This window comes from Vibrio sp. 10N.261.55.A7 (assembly GCF_002877365.1).
GTDB lineage: Bacteria > Pseudomonadota > Gammaproteobacteria > Enterobacterales > Vibrionaceae > Vibrio.
Genome location: NZ_MCWZ01000010.1, coordinates 1 through 4,834 on the forward strand (window position 1 = coordinate 1; position 4,834 = coordinate 4,834).

Genomic DNA, 4,834 nt, shown 5'->3' on the forward strand with positions numbered 1-4,834 from the left:
ATATTAAAATATCCTGTTAATTTGTTGCTCTATAGGCTTTTGGTTGAGTTATCTGATAGCTGTAAATAATAATATACGGGATTAAGTTATGCAGAAAAGTGAATTGAGCAATGTAAACATTACCGACGAACAGGTCCTAATTACACCTGAAGAGCTAAAAGCGAAATTGCCTTTAAGCGATCAAGCTCGTCGTTTCATCCAAGAGTCCCGTCAGACTATATCAAATATTATTCATAAAAAAGATCACCGCATATTGATTGTTTGTGGCCCATGTTCCATTCATGACATTGACGCCGCGCGAGAGTACGCAAAGCGCCTGAAAAAACTCTCTGAAGAACTGAGTGATCAGCTCTACATTGTTATGCGTGTTTACTTTGAAAAGCCAAGAACAACCGTCGGCTGGAAAGGCTTAATCAATGACCCTCACCTAGACGGCTCATTTGATATTGAGCATGGCCTTCATGTTGGTCGTGAACTGCTTGTCGAGTTGGCTGAGATGGAAATTCCTCTAGCGACGGAAGCGTTAGACCCAATTAGCCCTCAGTACCTCGCCGATACATTCAGTTGGGCAGCGATTGGTGCTCGAACGACTGAGTCACAGACACACCGAGAAATGGCGAGTGGTCTGTCTATGCCAATTGGTTTTAAAAATGGTACTGATGGCAGCCTTTCTACAGCGATTAATGCGATGCAAGCGGCCTCGTCAGGACACCGTTTTATGGGGATTAACCGTGAAGGTCAGGTGGCATTGCTGACCACTCAAGGTAACCCAAATGGCCACGTTATTTTACGTGGTGGTAAGCAAACCAATTACGATTCAGTGTCGGTGACAGAATGTGAGCAAGACATGGCGAAATTCGGTCTTGATGCGTCGCTTATGGTCGACTGCAGTCATGCTAATTCGCGCAAAGATTACCGTCGTCAGCCGCTCGTGGCTGAAGATGTTATTCACCAAATTCGTGAAGGCAATCAATCGATTATTGGCCTAATGATAGAAAGCCATATTAATGAAGGTAATCAATCTTCAGACTTGCCTCTCAGTGAAATGCAGTACGGCATTTCGATTACGGATGCGTGTATCAATTGGCAGTCAACTGAGGCACTATTGCGTCATACGCACATAGAGTTAGTGCCATTTTTGGAAAACCGCTTGAAAGGATAGGAAAGGAATTAGCATGGCCGTTGAGTTAAACGAGTTGCGTGACCAAATTGACGTTGTAGATAAACAAATACTGGATTTATTGGCACAACGCTTGTCACTGGTTGAGAAAGTGGGCGAAGTGAAGAGTGAGCATGGGCTGCCCATTTATGCTCCGGATAGAGAAGCGGCTATGTTGGCTTCTCGCCGAGAAGAAGCGGAAAAGAAAGGTGTTCCACCTCAGCTTATTGAAGATATTCTTCGTCGAACGATGCGAGAATCTTACGCCAGTGAAAAAGACTCGGGCTTTAAATGCCTAAACCCTGAATTGCGCTCTGTCGTCATTGTTGGTGGTAAAGGCCAGCTAGGTGGTTTATTCGGAAGAATGTTCACGTTGTCTGGCTACCAAGTGAAGGTTCTAGGCAGTCAAGACTGGGATAGAGCGGATGAAATCTTGGATAACGCCGGGCTGGTGGTTGTCACCGTTCCTATTCACTTAACTCAAGGCGTCATTGAAAAGCTATCAAACTTACCAGACGATTGCATTCTGTGCGATTTGACGTCGATAAAATCCAAGCCGTTACAAACCATGATGGAGGTGCATCAAGGCCCGGTTGTTGGTTTGCACCCTATGTTTGGCCCTGATGTTCCAAGCCTAGCTAAACAGGTTATTGTTTACTGTAACGGGCGTGGCGAAGAGAGTTATCAGTGGCTATTGAAACAGTTTGGTATTTGGGGCGCTTCGCTGTGCGAAATAGACGCCAGTGAGCATGATCATGGCATGACGTTGATTCAAGCCTTGCGACACTTTACTTCTTTCGCCTACGGCCTGCACCTAAGTAAAGAGAACCCAAATATTGATCAACTTCTTCAACTGAGCTCGCCTATTTATCGCTTGGAGCTTGCGATGGTTGGGCGTTTGTTTGGTCAAGACCCGAATTTGTATGGCGATATCATCTTCTCATCTCAAGATAACATCGACATGATCAAGCGTTTCCATCAGTGTTTTGGCGATGCGTTAAGTATTCTAGAAGGCAAAGATAAGACAGCCTTTATCGAAAACTTTAATGAAGTGAGTGATTGGTTCGGAGAGTACTCTTCTCAGTTCATGAATGAGAGTCAGAATTTGTTGAAACAGGCGAACGACGCCATTCATCGCGGGTGAGTTTGATTCTTCTTTATTGAGATGATCAATGTAAAAAAGAAAGAGCGACTAAGGTCGCTCTTTTCGTTTTTACAATAACGGAGCAAGTCGCTTAGATGTGTTCACCCAGATCGGACAGATGCTCAATATCTCGATGCAACAAGCTGTCATCACCCACATTAAGTTCTATCAATCGTTTCAGGTGACCGATACTGTCGATGTCAATGTGGTCGATGCTGGCACGAACGATGTTGTTTTCGATACCAATGATATTAACGGCCATTTCAATAATGATGTCGCTTTCGGGAAGCGAAAACTGAATGTCGGCCATCACATCTAAGTTGAGTTCACTGCAATTGGGCTCTGCACTAAGCAGCAAGCCATGTAGCGAGAGATCTTGAATCGTCGAAGCAACAGAAAGCTTGCCCTGCGATATTTCTGCGGGTGCTCGATAAATCACTCTCGAAAAGCGACGTTTTTCAATCATAGTCATCTCTCTATCTTACTGGCTTTAAACGGAAGCCTGACATGTTCTAACTGAGGTTGTATTTGAGTCTCTGTTTAGCATAGCAAAGATATTAGGCAATCAATGTGTTGCTGCTCTTAGAAACACTTTCCCATATACATAGGAAATGCACCGTTAGAAAACAAAAAGGCCACAAATAAGTGTGGCCTTTGAATATACATACCAATAGTTAATCGATCACTATTTGGCGATACGCTTGTACTTGATGCGGTGAGGCTCTGCAGCTTGAGCACCAAGTGTTTTCTTCAGCCACTCACTGTATTCAGTATAGTTGCCTTCGTAGAAGTTGACTTGGCCTTCGTCGCGGTAATCTAGAATGTGAGTAGCAATACGGTCTAGGAACCAACGGTCATGCGAGATAACCATTGCGCAGCCAGGGAATTCCAGAAGCGCTTCTTCTAGTGCACGCAGTGTTTCAACGTCTAGGTCATTGGTTGGCTCATCGAGTAACAGTACGTTACCGCCCGCCTTTAGCAGTTTTGCTAAGTGAACACGGTTACGTTCACCACCAGATAGCTCACCAATGATCTTCTGTTGGTCGTTGCCCTTGAAGTTAAAACGAGAGCAGTATGCACGAGCTGGGATTTCGAAGTTGTTGATCTTAATGATATCAGCGCCTTCAGAGATCTCTTGGAATACCGTTTTGGTATCGTCCATGCTGTCACGGAACTGATCAACAGAAGCCAGCTTAACTGTTTCGCCTAGTTCAACCGTACCGGAGTCTGGTTGCTCTGCGCCGCTTAGCATCTTGAATAGTGTTGATTTACCTGCGCCGTTGGCACCCACGATACCCACGATCGCGCCCTTAGGCATGCTGAACGATAGGTCGTCGATAAGAACACGATCACCGAATGACTTCGTTAGATTCTTCACTTCAAGCACTTTGTCACCTAGACGCTCACCTGGCGGGATGAACAGTTCGTTGGTTTCGTTACGCTTTTGGTATTGACCTGTCGTCAGTTCTTCAAAACGAGCCATACGAGCTTTAGACTTAGCTTGACGACCTTTAGGGTTTTGACGAACCCATTCAAGTTCTTTCTCGATTGTCTTTTGACGAGCGCTTTCGCCCGCTTTTTCTTGCTTAAGACGCTCGTCTTTCTGTTCTAGCCAAGACGTGTAGTTACCTTGCCATGGAATACCTTCACCGCGGTCGAGCTCAAGAATCCAACCTGCTGCGTTATCAAGGAAGTAACGGTCATGGGTAATTGCCACAACAGTACCACTGTAATCAACGAGGAAATGCTCAAGCCAAGCAACAGATTCCGCATCCAAGTGGTTAGTTGGTTCATCAAGAAGCAACATGTCAGGCTTTTCAAGAAGTAGACGACAGATAGCAACACGGCGGCGTTCACCACCCGATAGGAATTCAATTTTCGCATCCCACTCAGGAAGGCGAAGAGCGTCTGCTGCGCGCTCTAAAGCGGTCTCTAGATTGTGACCATCTTTTGCTTGAATCAGAGCTTCTAGTTCGCCTTGCTCTTTTGCAAGTGCATCGAAGTCTGCATCTGGTTCTGCGTACGCAGCGTAAACCGCATCGATACGCTTAAGTGCGTCTGCAACGTCAGAAACCGCTTCTTCTACGATTTCACGAACGGTTTTAGATTCGTCTAGTACAGGTTCTTGCGGCAGGTAACCTACTTTAAGGCCTTGCTGTGCACGTGCTTCACCATCAATGTCGGTATCAATGCCTGCCATGATGCGCAGTAGGGTTGATTTACCTGAACCATTAAGACCTAAAACACCAATTTTGGCGCCAGGAAAAAAGCTAAGAGAGATGTCTTTTAGAATCTGACGTTTCGGTGGCACAGTTTTGCCAACCCGAGACATGGTATATACGTATTCAGCCATTGCCGAGCGTTCCTAATTTTATCGATACAAAGAAGTGATTTTATACCAATTAAGGTGTTTTTGTTACTGATGAGATGGATTTTGTCCGGAGAATATCAGGGATAAGAGCCTAAAAAAATAGCGTTGGACATCTCAGAAAAAAGGGTTTTAGATAAACTTAAATAAATTTGTCGTATTT

At 44.9% G+C, this 4,834-nt stretch carries 4 protein-coding genes; 2 read left to right on the forward strand and 2 right to left on the reverse strand.

What is annotated here, in order from left to right:
* The first annotated feature begins 88 nt into the window (after positions 1-88).
* Complete coding sequence (locus BCU12_RS01205; protein WP_102402585.1) at positions 89-1,162, forward strand: 3-deoxy-7-phosphoheptulonate synthase; 1,074 nt, start codon at positions 89-91, stop codon at positions 1,160-1,162.
* A gap of 13 nt (positions 1,163-1,175) precedes the next feature.
* Positions 1,176-2,303 (forward strand): bifunctional chorismate mutase/prephenate dehydrogenase, encoded by a 1,128-nt coding sequence (tyrA, locus tag BCU12_RS01210; protein ID WP_102402586.1) that lies wholly within the window; start codon positions 1,176-1,178, stop codon positions 2,301-2,303.
* A gap of 91 nt (positions 2,304-2,394) precedes the next feature.
* Here the strand turns inward: tyrA and BCU12_RS01215 are convergent, their stop codons facing one another.
* Together BCU12_RS01215 and ettA are read right to left on the reverse strand one after the other, a co-directional pair.
* On the reverse strand, positions 2,395-2,769 hold the full coding sequence (locus BCU12_RS01215) for a PilZ domain-containing protein (RefSeq protein ID WP_102402587.1): 375 nt from the start codon (positions 2,767-2,769) through the stop codon (positions 2,395-2,397).
* Between the two features lie 219 nt (positions 2,770-2,988).
* Entirely contained in the window at positions 2,989-4,656 is a 1,668-nt protein-coding gene (ettA, locus tag BCU12_RS01220; protein WP_102402588.1) for an energy-dependent translational throttle protein EttA, read from the reverse strand.
* Positions 4,657-4,834: the final 178 nt, after the last annotated feature.

What these genes read in the sequence shown, in the direction of transcription:
- BCU12_RS01205 (WP_102402585.1), top strand. Translation starts at nt 89, where the DNA reads ATGCAGAAAAGTGAATTGAGCAATGTAAACATTACCGACGAACAGGTC.
- tyrA (WP_102402586.1), top strand. Translation starts at nt 1,176, where the DNA reads ATGGCCGTTGAGTTAAACGAGTTGCGTGACCAAATTGACGTTGTAGAT.
- BCU12_RS01215 (WP_102402587.1), bottom strand. Translation starts at nt 2,769, where the DNA reads ATGATTGAAAAACGTCGCTTTTCGAGAGTGATTTATCGAGCACCCGCA.
- ettA (WP_102402588.1), bottom strand. Translation starts at nt 4,656, where the DNA reads ATGGCTGAATACGTATATACCATGTCTCGGGTTGGCAAAACTGTGCCA.